This is a genomic window from Nitrospira sp. (genome assembly GCA_015709715.1).
Classification (GTDB): domain Bacteria; phylum Nitrospirota; class Nitrospiria; order Nitrospirales; family Nitrospiraceae; genus Nitrospira_A.
Window position 1 is genome coordinate 169,163 of record CP054184.1, and the last position, 15,410, is coordinate 184,572.

Below are 15,410 nucleotides of genomic sequence, written 5' to 3' on the forward strand. Positions count from 1 at the left end.
GCGGTTATCCGCGCCCCCGCTCGATATGGGCCAGCATTTCGGCGTTCGACGAGAATTTGAACTCCCCGATGGCATCAGGCGATGCGGCATTGGCCTTCTCTGCCGCCTCCAGAATCTTGAGCCCTTCCAGATCCACCGGCTGACTTTTTCGCTCTCTCAAAATCGTGTGCAACCTGCCGATGACGGCATCGATGGCAGAGTCGGACATCGGAGCTTTGCCGGCGAGATAACGGCTGATGATCTCCGCGCACCAATCTCCATCCCGTTTGGCAATGCCCACCAACCCTTCGCTTGCCTTCCGTGCCCAGCCGGCCAGGAAGACGCCGTCGACGATCTGCCCGGTTTTTTCGTCATAGGCTTGGAAGAATGCATCATCGGGGTCATTGCCGGTCTTGTTCGGATTCGTCACGAAGACCCCGTTCTTATAGGGAAGGCCGACCGTTTCATCGACCTTGTCGCCCACGGCAAACACGACGCTATCGACGGGGAACTCATACAACTGCTTCAACCCAACCGCCGCCGTATCATCACCTTTCGGCTCCAGCTTGTTTTCTTCCATTTCCAAGGCGCGCACTCGATTATCGGCGTCGACCAAGACCCGCTTCGGGGAGGCCAGAAATCGGAACCCCATTTTGGAAGGGCTCCCCGTCGCCTCACACTTCGTAAACTCGGCGGTCATCGAGGCCAAGACTTCATCCGCATTTTGTCCCACTGCGGCCAGACGATCCTTGATCCGGGCAAACTCCTTCGCGATGCCTTCCATGTCCATGTTGGCACAGACGGCACGGATTTCCTTCGGGTTGTATTTTCGCTCCACCGGTCCACGACGGGCGATGGCCGTGACGCGTTCGACCTTCTTGTACCGGATCAGCCAATGCGCGATATCGACCATGACGTCGCCGACACCGATGACCGCCACATGTTTGCCCATGTCGAACGGACGGTCGCCAAAACCCGGCAGTCGGTTAAAGTGGTACACTACATCCTTCGCGTGGAACACGCCTTTCGCGGAATCTCCCTCGACGCCGATGGCTTTTGTGCCCTGCGCCCCGATCGAGAAGGCGATGGCGCTCGCCCCGAGCCCGCGCAGGTCTTCCACCGACAGGTCTTTCCCCTGCCCGACCGAGACATTGCCGAGATACCGCACGTTGGGTTGCTCGAGCATTTCCCAATATTGCTTCTTCAAGCCGCCGCGGAGTTTGAGCTTGCTGGGGAAAATGCCATACTCGGCCAACCCGCCGAATTTGATATCGCGATTGAGAATGATGACTTCATGGCCGGCGTCGGCCATGTTCTTCGCCAATGCCATTCCCGCGGGGCCTGCCCCGACCACGATGACGACATGTCGATTTGTTCCGGAACCCGTTGCGCTCATCATGTACCCTTTATCTGAATAATAAGCGTAAGCCGTCAGACGGCGGAATTGTCAAAATTTTGCGCACGTTAGCATAGGGGTCATCAGACTGTCAAAAGCCGAGGTGGTCTTCAACGCCCTCAGCCTCCGGCGCTGCCCACAGGTCCGCCCGCTTCGGTCATCCGCCAAGGATCCAGCAGCTGACTAAGTCGCTTCTCCGGCAGCACGTTCTGTTCGCGCGCGACTTCCCGGACGGTCTTCCCGGTCTTATAGGCATCCTTGGCCAATTTCGCCGCGGCCTCATATCCAATGACAGGGGCGAGGGCGGTACACATGGCGAGGCTCTGTTCGATCAAACTCCGACAGCGCTCCTCGTTCGCCTTGATTCCTTCGATACATTTGGCGGCAAAGTTGGTCGACGCGGTCGCGAGCAGCTCGATCGATTGCAGGAGGTTGTAAGCCATGACCGGCAGCATCACGATCAATTCGAAATTCGCCGCCTGGCCGCCGACCGTGATCGTGACATCGTTGCCGATCACTTGGGCGCAGACCATGGTGACAGATTCCGCGATGACCGGGTTGACCTTCCCGGGCATAATGGACGATCCCGGCTGCGTTTCCGGCAGGTTGATCTCGCCGAGCCCGCACCGTGGGCCTGAACCCAGCCAGCGGATGTCGTTCGCAATCTTCATCAGACTTACGGCGACGGTGCGCAGGGCTCCGCTGGCCTCGACCAGGGAATCTTGCGCAGACTGTCCCTCGAAATGGTTGACCGCTTCCCGGAAACGGCAGCCGGTTTCCTTCGAGATGATGGCCATGACCTTGCCGGCGAATTTCGGATGGCAATTGAGCCCGGTGCCGACGGCCGTTCCGCCGAGCGCCACCTCGCTAAGAGCTTCCTGCGCCCGCTTCACCCGCTCGACGCCCAACTCAATCTGTCGGGCGTAGCCACTGAACTCCTGTCCCAAACGAACCGGGGTCGCATCCTGCAAGTGGGTGCGGCCGATTTTCACCACCTTGTCGAACTCGCGCGCTTTCGCCTTGAGCGCCTTGTGGAGCCGCGCCAAAGCCGGCAACAGTTCCTTCTGCATGGTTTCGGAAGCTGCAACGTGGATTGCCGTGGGAATGACGTCGTTGCTGGATTGTCCCAGATTGACGTGGTCGTTAGGGTGAACCAACTTGCTCCCCCTCGCCCCACCCAGAAGCTCCGTCGCACGGTTGGAAATGACCTCGTTGGTGTTCATGTTCGTGGAGGTGCCGGAGCCGGTTTGAAAAATATCCACAGGAAACTCGGCGTCCAACGTCCCCTCCACCACTTCGGCCGCGGCACGGATGATGGCCTCCGCCGGCTTTTTGTCGAGAAGTTTGAGCGAATGGTTGACCGACGCCGCGGCGCGCTTGATCAAGCCCATGGCTCGGATCATAGACCGTGGGATGCGGAGCGGACTGATAGGGAAATTTTCAATGGCGCGAGCCGTCTGCACTCCATAGTAGGCGTTAGCTGGAACCGGCAACTCCCCCATCGTGTCGCGTTCCATGCGAGTGTGCATCGTCAAGGGCGGAGGGGGAGCGAAGGTGGTACCGGAGTTGCGCGAAGTCTTCTTCATCGTCGGATCTCCTCGAAAGGTATCAGTTGACGTCCTGGAGCCGCGCATCTTAAACGGTCGCCCTGCGCGAGTACAAGCAACAGGATGTGAGAACGAAGGAGGCCGGGGGCTCGGCGAAGCCGAGGTGTTCGTGGATGGGGATATTCTAAAGGGGGCTGAGGTGGGGATGAGATGCAAAGGCCCGCCGGAGGCGGGCCTTTGGTCGCATCCATTCGCTGACCGCCGACGTGAGCTGCTTATGCGATCTTCACGTCGATCTGTTTCGGCTTGGCTTTCTCCGACTTTGGAAGGTGGAGATGCAACACACCGTCTGCATACTCCGCCCGCACCTTGGCTTCATCGACGGTGTCGGGAAGGGTGAAACTCCGTACGAAGCGGCCGTACGACCGTTCGATCCGATGATACTTCTTGCCCTTCTCTTCCTTCTCCTGCTTCCGCTCGCCCTGAATCGTCAGCACCCCGTCCTCGACGGTCACCTTGACGTCTTCCTTCTTGACCTCGGGAAGCTCGGCCTTGATGGCGTATTCGGATTCGGTTTCACTGATATCGACCGTCGGCGTCCAATCGGCCACCGTCATGACTTCCTTGCCTACGCCACCTCCGGCGGCCGTGGGACGGGCAATCATACGATTGAGCCGATCGGACATCTCTTCCAGTTCCCGGAACGGATCCCATTTCACGATAGCCATGGTTGAACCTCCTTGTGATGGCTCTGTGCCCTGTTCTATTGCAGGCGCCACATTCACTATGTGGGAGGTAATCTCCGGTGGTTTGAAGTCAAGTGCCGAGGATTGGAGAACAATGATGCGGAGGAAGGGCGCCGGGGGCTTGACATTCGCGCCCCCGGCATTATTTAGTAACGCCTTTCATTGATCACGAGGATGCCATGTTGGAATTCATCTCATACGCCTTGCTCGGGGCCATCATGTTTGCCGCATCGTTGGCCGTGTGGGTGTTCATCGGTCGCACCGAATAGCCACCGGCGTCAGCGACGTTCGATCGGCACATAGGGTCGGTTGTGTTCTCCCGAATAAATTTGGTCCGGGCGATACAGCTTATTTTCCCGTAGTTGTTCCAGCCAGTGCGCCAGCCACCCGCTCACTCTTGCCATCGCGAAGAGTGGAGTAAACAAATCCACCGCGATACCCATCTTGTCGTAAATGATGCCGGAGTAGAAGTCGACGTTCGGGTGGATCCCTTTCCCCTGCAACCGTTCCGCGGCCACCTGTTCGACTGCGATCGCTACCTCATACAGCGGCGAGGTTCCGCAGACATTGAAGAGCCGGATACAGAGTTCCTGGAGCACTGTCGCGCGGGGATCCTTGACCTTGTAGACGCGGTGGCCGAATCCCATCAATTTTTGTTTTCCCTCGAGTCGTGATTCCACCGCCGCCTTGGCCTGAGCGGCGCTGCCGATCTCGCGGAGCATCATGACGACTTCTTCGTTCGCGCCGCCGTGCAACGGCCCCTTCAAGGCACCGATCGATGAAGCCACGACGGTATAGGGGTCGGCGAGGGTTGAAGCCGTCACCATGCCGGCGAAGGTCGAGGCGTTCATGGTGTGTTCGGCATGGAGAATCAGACAATCGTCGAAGACTTCGCTCCAGAGGGGATGCGGCACGGTTTCGGTCAACATGTACAGGAAGTTGTCTGCGAAGGGGAGATCATCGCGGGGGGGGATGTATTCGTCCCCGCGCCGGAGCCGAGACCAGGCCGCGACGATGGTCGGCAGTTTGGCGATGAGGCGCACCGCCGACCAGTAGTTATTCTCGACATCCTTGACGTTGCGCCCCGGATAGAACATGCCCAGTGCCGCCACGGCAGCCTGGAGAGCATCCATGGGGTGGCCATGTTCTGGCAGGCATTTCAGAAGGTCTACAATGCGGAACTTGATCCGCCGGTGATGGGTCACATCCTCCACCCACCGGGCCAGTTCGGCCTTGGTGGGCAGTCGACCGAACAGCAGCAGGTAGCTGGTTTCGAGAAACGAGGATTGTTGGCAGAGTTCCTCGACACGGATTCCTCGATATTCGAGCACCCCGCGTGCGCCGTCGACATCGCTGATGGCCGATTTTGCGGCGGGAACTCCGGCAAGGCCCGGCATGAAATCATGCGGCATAGGTTGGATCTCCTCTGTGCGTAGGTCCGCGGTTCGACGCACGACGCGCATGGCGTCATGCGAGCAGTTGCGGACAGCTTATCATGATCGGGACCATCGGCTCAGCCTTCCCTTGAATTGAATTCCTTCGGTTGGCATACTGAGCCACACGGGAGCGGTGAGCGGCCTCGAGGGTATGATGAATGGATTGGTGCGGGCCATCCTGATCGGCGGATTAATTGTCTTGGGCGTCGGGTTGGCGATCCTATGGCGCGAGGACCGGCCCCCTCCCCCGTCGGAATCGGCTTTCGCTCCGATTCCTGGAGCCGTGCCGGCAGGACGGAGCACACTGAGCCATGGAGGGTCGGATGCACAGCCTCCATCCGGAGCGTATCGAGGTACCCAGTGAAACTCTTCTCATGGTTGATGTTGACCCTCTCGATCGCTTGTGTGTGGGGAGCAGTCGCGGCGGCCGAGGAAGAATTGACGGTGTTCGCTGTCGTGAGCGAGGCTCCCAAAGACAGACAACGGGTGGCGGCAAAGGGGCTCGTGGATGGAGTCGTGTCCGATATCAAGCTATTGCCGGTCGATACGGTTGCCGGGAATCCCGTCTGGCGCATGCTCGAAATTTGTCACGCACTCAAGCTGGAAGGGTTTCGATCGGGAGAGGGCTTCAGAGTGACCTCGGCCCGTGTGCTCGATGCCAGCATGTTGCCGATGGCTCTCCAGGGGTATGCGGGAGACTGCTTGATTAAAAAGGCGGTCGAGGTCGCTCCGCTGGTGGATTGATCGAGGCTTGTGCGGCAGAGTAGCTTTGTGGAGGCAGGGTTATGGGCGACAGGCCGGGCAGACCATCGGTTCTTCCTCGGCCTCACATTCATCCGCCGTCAACGGAAAGTATTGTTCACAGTCCCGGCAGGTGCGGATCTCAAAATAGGCGACGCCTTGTGCGTCGATGTCGGTGGGGAGCAGCAGTTCGATCGGATCATAACCGAGCCGGACCTCGTCTTTAAAACGGATGATCGCCAGCCGGTCATTAAACACTTCGAACGTCGCCTCCTTCCCTTTTCGGTCCAAGCGATGCCCGACGACAAACACCGGCTGCCCCTTGCGTTTCGTGCGCAAATCCTTCAACGTGCGCTGGTTGTCCGTTGCGCAGGAGAATTTGCCGATCTGGTCGCTGGTGTCGGTACCGAATAGGGGCATAGCCGTGATCGTTGTGAAGATGTTCAGACGTGTGGTGTAGCACAGGTCAAAAAATTGCGTCAAGAGAACGATGGGGAAAGGACGAGAAGGTGATGAGATGGCCGAGATGACGATTTACCAGAAGCCGACCTGTTCGACCTGCCGGGAAGCCGTCCGGCTGGCGCGGGAGAGCGGGCAGCCGTTCAAGGCGGTCAATTATTACGAAGAGCGGTTCACGAAGACTCGTCTCAAGGCGTTGCTCAAGAAAGCCGGTCTGACGCCGCGCGACGTGCTGCGGGCGAAGGAGGATCTCTACAAATCGCTCAAGTTGGCCGATCCCACACTGTCGGACGACAGACTGCTCGATGTGATGGTCGAACACCCCGATCTGATTCAACGGCCCCTGGTCGAGAAAGGCGACCGCGCCATACTGGCGCGACCTGCCGACACGATCACCGAATTGCTCTGAAGGGAGGGTGCGGTCGATGAATGCCTTTAGTGCGGCGGATCGTGTGTCGCTCCTGGGGCGGATCCTGGAGCGGCTCAATTTGCGGTTTCCGTCCCTGTTCCTGCTGTTTGCGCTCTTGACCTTGGCGGATCTGATCGTGCCCGATGTGATTCCCCTCGCGGATGAAATCGGCCTGGCGCTGCTCACGCTCTTGTTGGGCTTGTGGAAAGACCGTACCCGCCGCTAGCGGTAGGATGAGGGGAGAGAAGGGCTCGATTATTGGTCGAGGTGCCCGAAGCGCAGTTTGCCAGCAGTCGGATCGATCCAGACCTTCAGGCATCCAGAGAGGACGCTGAGTAGCGTTTCCCCCACCAACTGTCGCCGCCACCCTCGCAAGACCGGAATATCCAGTCCATCGGGCGAGGCTCCACGCTCGATCAGTTCCTGCAGGTCACCGGTAGTCGCGATCAAGGTGGGCGCGATGTTCTCAATCGATGCGCGCGACTTGAGCACGGCCTGCAGCAATTCCAGCATGCCGGTCGATTCCGGATCGGGTTTGCGGTCGCGCGGCACCTGCGGCCATTCCGACGGGGGTTTCGAAAGGGCCTGCTGGATGGTCGAGAGCACGGCCTGACCGTTGCGTTCGATGTCCGACGAATACATGCCCCGCATGCTGCGGAGTTGGTCCACCGTACAGGGTGTTTGTCGAGCCAACTGAATCAAGACTTCGTCCCGGAGCACCCGGCCGCGAGGAACATTCCGTCGCCGCGCCTCCCCTTCCCGCCACGCCGCCAGGTCTCGAAGCACGCCGGCGGCGCGAGGCTTCAGACTATCCCATCCACGAATTCGCTGGTAGCGCTCTTGAGGGTCTCTGGCTTGCGCGCCGAGCGACAGCTCCAGACGGCAAAACTCTTCACCCACCCAGTCTGCACGGCCCATGGATGACAATCTCTGCAGCAGGTGGCGATGGATCGGAAGCAAGAACGTCACATCGTCCAATGCATACGTCAGTTGGTCGCGCGTCAAGGGCCGCTGACTCCAATTGGTGAAGGTGTGGGCCTTGTCGAGCTTCACACCCTGCACGCGCTGCACCAAATTGGCGTAGGCCGTCTGGGCACCGTAGCCGACCAAGGCAGCCGCAATCTGCGTATCGAAGAACGGCTTGGGTAAGCGCCCGGCGTGGTGCGCGAACAGCTCCAGGTCCTGTCTCCCCGCGTGCAGGACTTTTTCGATACTCTCATCGCACAGAATATCCCACAATCGTCCGATCAGGCTGCTCTCGCGCACAGCGGGAAAGTCGATGACGGCAGCCACGCCGTCGGCCGCTACCTGAATCAGCTCCAGCTGCGGGACGAAGTGGTCCTCACCCATGAATTCGGTGTCGATCGCGATGATCGAACTGCCGGCCAGCCGATCACAGAGCGTATCGAGGGTCTCCTCGGACGTGATGAATGTCTGTTCCGGCGGGAAGGTCGACATAGGCCTATTCAGTGGGGTTGTACTCGGCGCCCCGCGAGATCGGGGGTTCGGTATTGCTGAGGCTCAGATATTCCTTCAAAAACTGATAGGCAGCCAGAATCCGGCGTAACTCCGGCTCCGAACTGCGGTCGCCATTGCGCGCATCAGGATGAAGTTCCTTAGCGCGTTGCCGGAAGGCCGTCGTGACATCGACGAGCGTGGTGCCGAATTCGAGGCCCAGGACCTGATAGGCGTCGTAGGCGTTGGTCACTTCGCTGGCCGAGCCGGTCGGTCCGCTCTCCCCCCCCGCTGCCTTGAGGAAGTCGGCCAAGTTGATCTTACGCCGCCGCCGCCTGGGACGTTCTCGCACTTCGCTGTCGAGCTCGTCCCACCGATCTTCCACAAACTCCAGCCGCGATTCCAGGCGAATCGCGCCGGAGAGATCTCGAATCGTCTCCAACTCCTCCTCGATTTGCTGCAGCGACCGATCGATCTCCTCCAACCCCGGTTCAATGCGGAAGTAACTGTCCACTCGCTCCTGCATCATGAAATCGATGGCGAAATCCAGGCTGTCCGCGTTCTTGGCGCGCAACATCCCGATCCGTCGCCTCATACCCCGTTGGTACTTGAACAGTCGGTTGGTTGAGAAGGCCATGAGTCCTCACCCTGCGCGACGCATCTTAGCACAACCCTCCCGGCCCGGATAAGTGTCGAAGGAGTGAGCATCTCACAGGAGTAGAAACGCCGCGGCCGCGATGATGGTGGGTGGCAGCGCCGCCAGCGCCAATTTCGCCGGACTCACGCTTTCTTCCTCGAAGTAATTCCGCAGCAGTGCCAGGCCAGCCGGATTGGGGGCGTTGGCAATGACCGTCAACCCTCCGCCGGTCACCGCGCCGGCGACCAGGGCATATTTAAAGGGGTCCGACAAGCCATTCACCAAAGAGCCCAGATAGGTGAGCGCGGCATTGTCGGTAAAAGCGGTCAGCAGCGTCGTACCGAAAAACACAGCGCGATCGCTCAACTGCGAGAGGACCGGTTGCAACCACCATTGTTGTTGTCCCCCTAACACCTCCAGCCCCGCCAGGAAGAAGGCTACGAGGAGTCCTTCGCGAAGGATCAACCGGTTCTGATACCGCTCATACGCATGGGCGACGCCCAGGAAAAACAGGAAGAGCCCCATGAAGATGGCCGGATGGTGGGCGAAGACCACGACTCCGGCGAGGAAGAACAGATGAATGGCCACTAAGGGAAACGGAGTGTGGGCGCCCTCACCCGGACGCTCCTCACTCGGAAGTGCGGCAAGCTCTCGGCGAAACAGCACCGTCAGCAGGATGGCGTTGACGAATACTGCAATGGCCGCTTTCCACCCGAAGGTGGACGCCATGAAGGTCATGTCCCACTGCCAAGTCCCTGCCACCATGAGGATGGGAGGCGCCGCGAAGGGGGTCAGAGTGCCGCCGATCGAGACGTTCACGAACAAGACGCCCAACGTGGCGTACTGCAGGTTCGGCGAAAGGCCATTTCGAAAAAACCGATCGCGCAGGATCAGGGCCGCCAAGGTCATGGCGGCGGCTTCGGTGAGAAACGACCCCATGAGGGGAACGAGCGCCATGATCGTCACATAAAACGCCACGTTCGACGGAAGGGGCAACAGGCGGCTGAGCAAACGCGCCGACTGCAGCGCAACCTGGAGAATCGGGCGTGATCCAGCAATGACCATGATGGCGAACACGAACATCGGCTCCACAAAGGGATAGGCGTCGATATAGTGTAGGGCGGCCTCCGCGCCGTCGGTGGCGAACATAATCGCCATGAGCACGGCGGCCCAAAAGCCAAAGACGACCTCGACCTCGCCCAGCAGGTGCCACAGTCCCGCGTGGGCCGGACGCCGATGGGCCAGGTGTTGGAAGAAGGAGGTCGCAAAGGTATGCAGAATGGCAATGGCGAAGAGCGCTGTGCCGATGACTTGAATGGTGGTGGGTGTCACGCGGAGGTCTCGTCAGGTGAGGTCTTCCTCGATTCGAACCCGGCGTCTGGCGACTCCGCTCGCGCGCGCGGCCGCAGCGACCGCTTTCGACACGCGCGGAACGACCTCACGATCGAACACACTAGGGATGATGTAATCCTCCGACAACGCCTCAACCGGGACACAGTCCGCGATGGCTTGGGCCGCAGCAAGTTTCATCGCTTCGTTGATCTCGCTTGCCTGCACGTCGAGGGCCCCGCGAAAGATGCCTGGAAACGACAGCGCATTGTTGATCTGGTTGGGGAAGTCAGAACGGCCGGTGGCAAAGATCCGCGAAGCCTCATCGCCGACTTTGGGGTCGATTTCCGGATCGGGATTGGCCATCGCAAACACGATGCGGTCTGCCGGCATGCGCTCCAAATCGTCGCGGGTCAAGACATTCCCGACCGAGAGGCCGATGAACACGTCGGCGCCCTCTAGGGCCTGTCGCAGGGTGCCCCGCGGCCGTCCCTGTGTCATGCAAGTCCGGAGGTCGGTCCGACAGGCCCGCAGCTCTTCGGCCTCACCCATCAAGATGATCCCCTCCTTATCGCAGCCGATGAGATGACGAACCCCGGCGGCGAGGAGGATTCGGCAACAGGCGGTGCCGGCTGCCCCCAAGCCGTTGACCACGACCCGGATGCCCTCCATCCGCTTGCCCACGACCTTCAGCGCATTCGCGAGGGCCGCTAAGAGGACCACGGCCGTGCCATGCTGGTCGTCGTGCATGACGGGAATATCGAGCGTGCGCTTCAACTCTCGCTCCACCTCGAAACAACGCGGGGCGCTGATGTCTTCCAAATTGATCGCGCCGAAACCCGGCGCAATGCCCCGCACGATGCGCACGATCTCAGCAGGATCCTGCGTGCTCAGACAGATGGGCCAGGCATCTATGCCGGCCAGTTCTTTGAGCAACATCACTTTGCCTTCCATGACCGGCATGGCGGCAGCTGCGCCCAAATTCCCCAACCCCAGCACGGCCGAGCCATCAGTCACCACCGCCACGCTGTTGCTCTTGATGGTGAAAGCATATGCCTTGGCCGGATCCTTGGCGATGGCTTGGCAGACCCGGCCCACGCCGGGCGTGTATACCATAGAGAGCACGTTTCTCGTCGTGATCGGTACCTTGCTCTGAACTCGAATCTTGCCGCCTAGATGCAGAAGGAAGATGCGATCCGAGGCGGACAGGACGTTCACCTCCGGCAGCGTCTGCAACCTTGCCAGCACACGTTCGCCGTGGGATTCGTTCTGCACGTCGAAGGTAATGTCGCGAATCATGCGCTCCGCATTGGCCGAGACAATGTCGACCGCGCCTAAGTTGGCTCCTTCCTCCGCCAGGAGCGCGGCGACCTTGGCAAAGATCCCTGGTTTGTTCAAGAGGGCAAGGCGGACCGTCAGGCGGTAGTTCGAATAGGGGCCGATATCGTCGGTGGTCATGTCCCCGTCGGTGGTCAGGTGGTGAAAACGTTCCAGTTGCTCCGTAGTCTACCATGCTTCGCCCTTCGTTGACCGCTTCGATCCACGCGTGATACGGTTCGCGCATGACTACGCCACATACCGATCGCGCGCCGAATCGACTCATTCACGAAACCAGCCCTTATCTTCTCCAGCATGCCTACAACCCCGTGGATTGGTATCCCTGGGGACCGGAAGCCCTTGCGGCGGCACAACGGCTCGATCGCCCGATCCTCCTGTCGATCGGGTATTCCTCCTGCCATTGGTGTCACGTCATGGAACGCGAGTCGTTCGAGAACGAGGCCATCGCCACCCTCATGAATGAGCACTTCCTGTGCATCAAAGTCGATCGAGAGGAGCGACCGGACCTCGACGAAATCTACATGCAGGCCACCTTGGCGCTGAACCGCAACCAAGGCGGCTGGCCCATGACGGTGTTTCTCACCCCAGACCAGAAGCCGTTCTTTGCAGGCACCTATTTCCCGCCGACAGACCGATGGGGACGGCCCGGGTTCCCCACCCTGTTGAAGAAGATCGCCGAATACTGGATCAAGGATCGCGCAGGGGTGACGACCCAGGCGGCGACGCTCACGGCACGTTTACAGGAGAGCGGGCATGCCCCCTCCCCGACCACGGTCGGCGAGGCGGAATTGGACCTGGCTGTCACCCAATTCGCCGAGGAGTTCGACGCGAAACATGGCGGCTTCGGCGGCGCCCCGAAGTTTCCTCCTGCGACCGGGTTATCGTTGTTGCTCCACTGTTACCAGCGGACGAAGGATCGCCATGCCTTGACCATGGTCCAGACCACGCTGAGCGCCATGGCCGCAGGCGGCATCTACGATCAGATCGGCGGCGGGTTTGCCCGATACTCCACCGACGAACGGTGGTTGGTCCCCCATTTCGAGAAGATGCTCTACGACAATGCGCTGCTCGCCCACGTGTATGTCGAGGCCTACCAGGTCACCGGCGACGAGACCTATCGCCGCGTCGCCTGTGAAACCCTGGACTACGTCCTGCGCGAGATGACCTCGCCGGACGGCGGCTATTACTCGGCGACCGACGCGGACTCCGAGAGCGTGGAAGGCAAGTTCTTCGTGTGGACGCCGGAGGAGATTCGAGCGGCGGTCTCCACCGAGGAAGACGCGCGACGATTCTGCGCCTATTACGACGTCACGTCCGACGGCAACTGGGAACACAAGAACGTCCTGCACCGGCCAAAGCCGCTGGAGGCCGTGGCGAACGAATTGGGCATTACTGCTCAGGAACTGCACGATACCCTCGCACGGGTGACCCCGCTGCTGTACGCTGCGCGGGCGACCCGCGTGCCGCCAGGCTTGGACGACAAGATCATCACGGCATGGAACGGCATGATGATTCGGGCCATGGCGGAAGCAGCACGGGTGTTCGGCATGCCTCGTTACCGCGAAGCCGCGCAGCGGGCGGCGGACTTTCTCTTGAGCACGCTGTCGACCGCCGACGGAAGGCTGCTGCGCACCTATCGAGCTGGGAAGGCCCACCTGAACGCCTATTTGGAAGATTATGCCTATCTGGCGGAGGGATTGATCGATGTTTACGAGGCCGGCGGCGATGAGCGGTATCTGAAGGAAGCGGTGCGTCTGGCGGAACGGGTGCTGGCCGATTTTGTCGATGTCGAGATGGGCGGATTCTTTACCACTGCCCTGGGACATGAGACGTTGATCCTGCGGAGCCGCGAGGGTCCCGACGGAGCGACTCCGAGTGGCAATGCCGTGGCCGCGTCGGCCTTGGCCCGTTTGGCGGCCCACTACGGGCGGGAAGACTTCCGTGAGGCTGCTGCGGCAGCGGTACGCGCCTACGGTCGCCACATCGGGCGATATCCACGAGCCTTCGCCAAGAGCCTGTTGGTCGTCGATTTCCTGACAGCCGGTCCGGTGGAAATTGCGCTGATCGGTCCTATCGACCATCTCAGCACCGAAGCCCTGTGCGCTGCCGTCAGCCGGACCTATCTGCCGAATCGCGTGCTGGCCCATCACGATCCGGCCCGCGGCGAGACGGAGCATCCGTTGCTCAAGGGCAAGACGCTGATCGACGGCAAGCCGGCCCTCTACGTCTGCCGCAATTTTGCCTGCCGCCGTCCCATTACCGATCCTGCCGATCTGCCGACCCTCTTGGCCGAACCATCGGCAGCGGCACACTCCGATTCTTCCGAAGGGCGTCAGCGGATCTTGAGCGGAACGTTGTTCCCCGGCGCGGCGACAGCCCAGGGAACGGCGGCCTATGCGGCGCGCCTGATCCATCAGGCCGCGGAGGGTGAGTCGTCGGCGAACGGTTTCGGTCCTTTTGGATCCACCGGCCTGACCGTGAGCCGTTTAGGTTTCGGCACCTATCGGACGGGACAACGGGAGGCCGAGCACCGCGACGCGTTGATCAAGGCGCTTCGCAGCGGCTGCAATCTCATCGACAGCTCCACCAATTATATGGATGGGGAAAGTGAACGGTTGGTGGGATCGGTGCTCAAGGAATTGATCCGAGCCGGCGAGGTGATGCGAGAAGAAATCATCGTGGTGTCGAAGATCGGCTATGTGCAAGGCCAGAACCTCGTGCAGGCCAAGACACGCGAGAAGGCGGGCGCCCCGTACCCGGAGATGGTCAAGGTCGGCGACGACATCTGGCATTGCATCCATCCGGAGTTCCTGGCCGATCAATTGACTCACTCACTGGACCGGTTAGGGCTGGCGACCCTGGACGTCTGCCTGCTCCACAACCCCGAATACTTTCTGTCGAATGCCACCCGTCTCGGCGCAACGGGTTCCCAGGATCTGCCCTCATTGCGCGATCAATTTTATGACCGCTTGGAGCGTGCCTTCGAATACTTCGAGCAGGAGGTTCAGGCCGGCCGGCTTCGTGCTTACGGCGTATCATCGAACACCTCCACCGCTCCTCCCACAGATGCCGAATCGACGTCCTTGACGCGGATGCTGGAGGCCGCACAGGCTGCAGCCGAACGGATAGGCGCAACGTCCCACCACTTCGCCGTGGTGCAATGTCCGATGAATCTCTATGAATCCGGCGCCGCCTTGGTGCGGAACACCGGTACCGAGGGCTTTCGCACCCTCTTGGAAGAGGCGATGCGACAGGGAACGGCGGTCCTAGTCAACCGCCCGCTCAACGCCATGCCGTCGCCCCGTGCTGGAGTCGTGCGTTTAGCCGACGTGCCGACACCGCCCTCGCAGATCCCCTTCGAGGAACAGCAACGGAGGGTGGCAGAGTTGGAGGAAGCATACCGGAAAGCCCTGGTGCCGGCCGTGGAACACAGCGGCCAAGGCATGCTGCCCGGCGATTTCTTCCGTTGGGCAGACGAACTGGGGCGCATCCGAAAGCAGGTGCAAGGGGTGGAACATTGGGAACAGATCGAGCACCAGATGGTGGCCCCTCATGTCAATCAGGTTCTCCGGGCGCTGTCGGAAGCCTTCTCTGGGCCGGTGGCCGAACAATGGGAGTCGTGGCGTGATCGCTACATCCCTGAGCTCCTGACCCTCCTCCGTTCGCTCCACGCGGAAGCGTCCGAGCGCAGTCGCCGACGAGCCGAAGTGTTGCACCATCAGCTGAACCCCCTGTTCCCCGTGCCCCGCCGGCGCGCGTCCTTGTCGCAGAAGGCGCTGTGGGTCCTCACCAGCACGCCCGGCGTGACGTCTGTGCTCAACGGCATGCGCACATCGGCCTACGTCGACGATGCGCTGGCGGTGCTGCGCTGGAGCCCCTTGCCTGATCCGCTTCGCGTCTACGAGGTCTGCGCGGCGAAGAAGTAACTTGCCCTGTTC

General features: G+C 60.7%; 13 protein-coding genes. 4 read left to right on the forward strand and 9 right to left on the reverse strand.

Features of this window, described 5'->3' with window-relative positions; all coding sequences use genetic code 11:
- Positions 1-4: 4 nt before the first annotated feature.
- The 4 genes from HRU82_00750 to HRU82_00765 form a co-directional block, all read right to left on the reverse strand.
- Positions 5-1,378, reverse strand: a complete 1,374-nt coding sequence (locus HRU82_00750; protein QOJ33565.1) for an FAD-dependent oxidoreductase — start codon at positions 1,376-1,378, stop codon at positions 5-7.
- Between the two features lie 116 nt (positions 1,379-1,494).
- Positions 1,495-2,904, reverse strand: a complete 1,410-nt coding sequence (locus tag HRU82_00755; protein ID QOJ37066.1) for a class II fumarate hydratase — start codon at positions 2,902-2,904, stop codon at positions 1,495-1,497.
- Between the two features lie 293 nt (positions 2,905-3,197).
- Positions 3,198-3,650 (reverse strand): Hsp20/alpha crystallin family protein, encoded by a 453-nt coding sequence (locus HRU82_00760; protein QOJ33566.1) that lies wholly within the window; start codon positions 3,648-3,650, stop codon positions 3,198-3,200.
- A 296-nt stretch (positions 3,651-3,946) separates the two neighbouring features.
- Entirely contained in the window at positions 3,947-5,080 is a 1,134-nt protein-coding gene (locus HRU82_00765) for a citrate synthase (protein ID QOJ33567.1), read from the reverse strand.
- A gap of 384 nt (positions 5,081-5,464) precedes the next feature.
- Between HRU82_00765 and HRU82_00770 the strand changes: the two genes are divergently transcribed.
- The gene (locus tag HRU82_00770; protein QOJ33568.1) at positions 5,465-5,848 is read left to right on the forward strand and encodes a hypothetical protein; all 384 of its coding nucleotides are present in this window, start codon (positions 5,465-5,467) and stop codon (positions 5,846-5,848) included.
- Between the two features lie 39 nt (positions 5,849-5,887).
- Here the strand turns inward: HRU82_00770 and HRU82_00775 are convergent, their stop codons facing one another.
- A complete protein-coding gene (locus HRU82_00775) occupies positions 5,888-6,265 on the reverse strand; it encodes a hypothetical protein (GenBank protein ID QOJ33569.1) in 378 nt (125 codons plus the stop codon).
- Positions 6,266-6,362: 97 nt separating this feature from the next.
- On the opposite strand from HRU82_00775, the gene arsC reads away from it, so the two are divergent.
- Entirely contained in the window at positions 6,363-6,713 is a 351-nt protein-coding gene (arsC, locus tag HRU82_00780) for an arsenate reductase (glutaredoxin) (protein QOJ33570.1), read from the forward strand.
- Positions 6,714-6,729: 16 nt separating this feature from the next.
- Positions 6,730-6,939, forward strand: a complete 210-nt coding sequence (locus tag HRU82_00785) for a hypothetical protein (protein ID QOJ33425.1) — start codon at positions 6,730-6,732, stop codon at positions 6,937-6,939.
- A 29-nt stretch (positions 6,940-6,968) separates the two neighbouring features.
- Here the strand turns inward: HRU82_00785 and rnd are convergent, their stop codons facing one another.
- The 4 genes from rnd to HRU82_00805 all read right to left on the reverse strand — a co-directional run bounded on the left by rnd (position 6,969) and on the right by HRU82_00805 (position 11,592).
- Positions 6,969-8,171 carry a ribonuclease D gene (rnd, locus tag HRU82_00790; GenBank protein QOJ33571.1) on the reverse strand — a complete coding sequence of 401 codons (1,203 nt, stop codon included), beginning with the start codon at positions 8,169-8,171 and terminating at the stop codon, positions 6,969-6,971.
- A 4-nt stretch (positions 8,172-8,175) separates the two neighbouring features.
- On the reverse strand, positions 8,176-8,805 hold the full coding sequence (locus HRU82_00795; GenBank protein QOJ33572.1) for a J domain-containing protein: 630 nt from the start codon (positions 8,803-8,805) through the stop codon (positions 8,176-8,178).
- A 72-nt stretch (positions 8,806-8,877) separates the two neighbouring features.
- The gene (locus HRU82_00800) at positions 8,878-10,137 is read right to left on the reverse strand and encodes a putative Na+/H+ antiporter (GenBank protein ID QOJ33573.1); all 1,260 of its coding nucleotides are present in this window, start codon (positions 10,135-10,137) and stop codon (positions 8,878-8,880) included.
- A gap of 12 nt (positions 10,138-10,149) precedes the next feature.
- Positions 10,150-11,592 (reverse strand): NAD-dependent malic enzyme, encoded by a 1,443-nt coding sequence (locus HRU82_00805; GenBank protein ID QOJ33574.1) that lies wholly within the window; start codon positions 11,590-11,592, stop codon positions 10,150-10,152.
- A 104-nt stretch (positions 11,593-11,696) separates the two neighbouring features.
- Between HRU82_00805 and HRU82_00810 the strand changes: the two genes are divergently transcribed.
- Positions 11,697-15,398 (forward strand): DUF255 domain-containing protein, encoded by a 3,702-nt coding sequence (locus tag HRU82_00810; protein QOJ33575.1) that lies wholly within the window; start codon positions 11,697-11,699, stop codon positions 15,396-15,398.
- The last annotated feature ends 12 nt before the right edge of the window (positions 15,399-15,410 follow it).

Excerpts from the sequence above, each read along its gene's own strand:
- HRU82_00750 (QOJ33565.1), bottom strand. The coding sequence starts at position 1,378 with ATGATGAGCGCAACGGGTTCCGGAACAAATCGACATGTCGTCATCGTG.
- HRU82_00755 (QOJ37066.1), bottom strand. The coding sequence starts at position 2,904 with ATGCACACTCGCATGGAACGCGACACGATGGGGGAGTTGCCGGTTCCA.
- HRU82_00760 (QOJ33566.1), bottom strand. The coding sequence starts at position 3,650 with ATGGCTATCGTGAAATGGGATCCGTTCCGGGAACTGGAAGAGATGTCC.
- HRU82_00765 (QOJ33567.1), bottom strand. The coding sequence starts at position 5,080 with ATGCCGCATGATTTCATGCCGGGCCTTGCCGGAGTTCCCGCCGCAAAA.
- HRU82_00775 (QOJ33569.1), bottom strand. The coding sequence starts at position 6,265 with ATGCCCCTATTCGGTACCGACACCAGCGACCAGATCGGCAAATTCTCC.
- arsC (QOJ33570.1), top strand. The coding sequence starts at position 6,363 with ATGGCCGAGATGACGATTTACCAGAAGCCGACCTGTTCGACCTGCCGG.
- HRU82_00785 (QOJ33425.1), top strand. The coding sequence starts at position 6,730 with ATGAATGCCTTTAGTGCGGCGGATCGTGTGTCGCTCCTGGGGCGGATC.
- rnd (QOJ33571.1), bottom strand. The coding sequence starts at position 8,171 with ATGTCGACCTTCCCGCCGGAACAGACATTCATCACGTCCGAGGAGACC.
- HRU82_00795 (QOJ33572.1), bottom strand. The coding sequence starts at position 8,805 with ATGGCCTTCTCAACCAACCGACTGTTCAAGTACCAACGGGGTATGAGG.
- HRU82_00805 (QOJ33574.1), bottom strand. The coding sequence starts at position 11,592 with ATGACCACCGACGATATCGGCCCCTATTCGAACTACCGCCTGACGGTC.
- HRU82_00810 (QOJ33575.1), top strand. The coding sequence starts at position 11,697 with ATGACTACGCCACATACCGATCGCGCGCCGAATCGACTCATTCACGAA.